The organism is Streptomyces sp. YS-3, assembly GCF_045257485.1.
Taxonomy (GTDB): Bacteria; Actinomycetota; Actinomycetes; order Streptomycetales; family Streptomycetaceae; genus Streptomyces.
Genome location: NZ_JBJHPC010001198.1, coordinates 1 through 583 on the forward strand (window position 1 = coordinate 1; position 583 = coordinate 583).

The following is a 583-nucleotide window of genomic DNA, read 5'->3' on the forward strand; positions in this document are numbered from 1 at the left end:
CACGTTGGAGGAGGCGGCCGTGGGGCTCGGGCGGCACCCCGAGCCCCACGGCCGCCTCCTCCAACGTGAGCGAACGCCCCGGCGCCGCCCCCCGCCCGGCCGGCAGCGGGAGGTCCTCCTCCGTGAGGCGCCCGGACCGGATCAGCATCTCCCGCACCGGCACCTCCAGCACGTGGGCGAGCCGCCGCGTCGTCTCCAGGTCCGGCATGCTCTGGCGCTGCAGCAGCCGGGTGACGGCGGCCCGGTGCACCCCGGCCTCGTCGGCGAGTCGCGACCGGCCACCACCGCGCGGGCCGTCGATGTCGAAGCCGCGCCTACGGATCAGGTCCTCGATCCAGGCCGCGAACCGGTCAAGCTCGCTGCTGGTCATGTGATCGCCTCCCTCCGAAGCAAGGACCAGACTATCGCGCTTGCGCGCAAGGAATTAATGACTAGCCCGGCCAGCGCTGTAAGGATTTTGTGGCGGGATTCCGGGCCTTGCCGCGCTCATCCCTGTTTGCGCGCACGCTCGCACGCGACCAGCGTGCGCCCCCGCAACTCCACGGCAACTCCCCCGACACGCCCGCGCCACGCCCCGAAGGGG

Annotated in this window: 1 protein-coding gene; it reads right to left on the reverse strand. The window is 72.7% G+C overall.

Going from position 1 to position 583, the window contains the following annotated elements:
• The coding region (locus ACJA3G_RS38285; protein ID WP_406557584.1) for a helix-turn-helix domain-containing protein at nucleotides 1-370 on the reverse strand (370 nt) is incomplete at its 3' end.
• Nucleotides 371-583 lie beyond the last annotated feature (213 nt).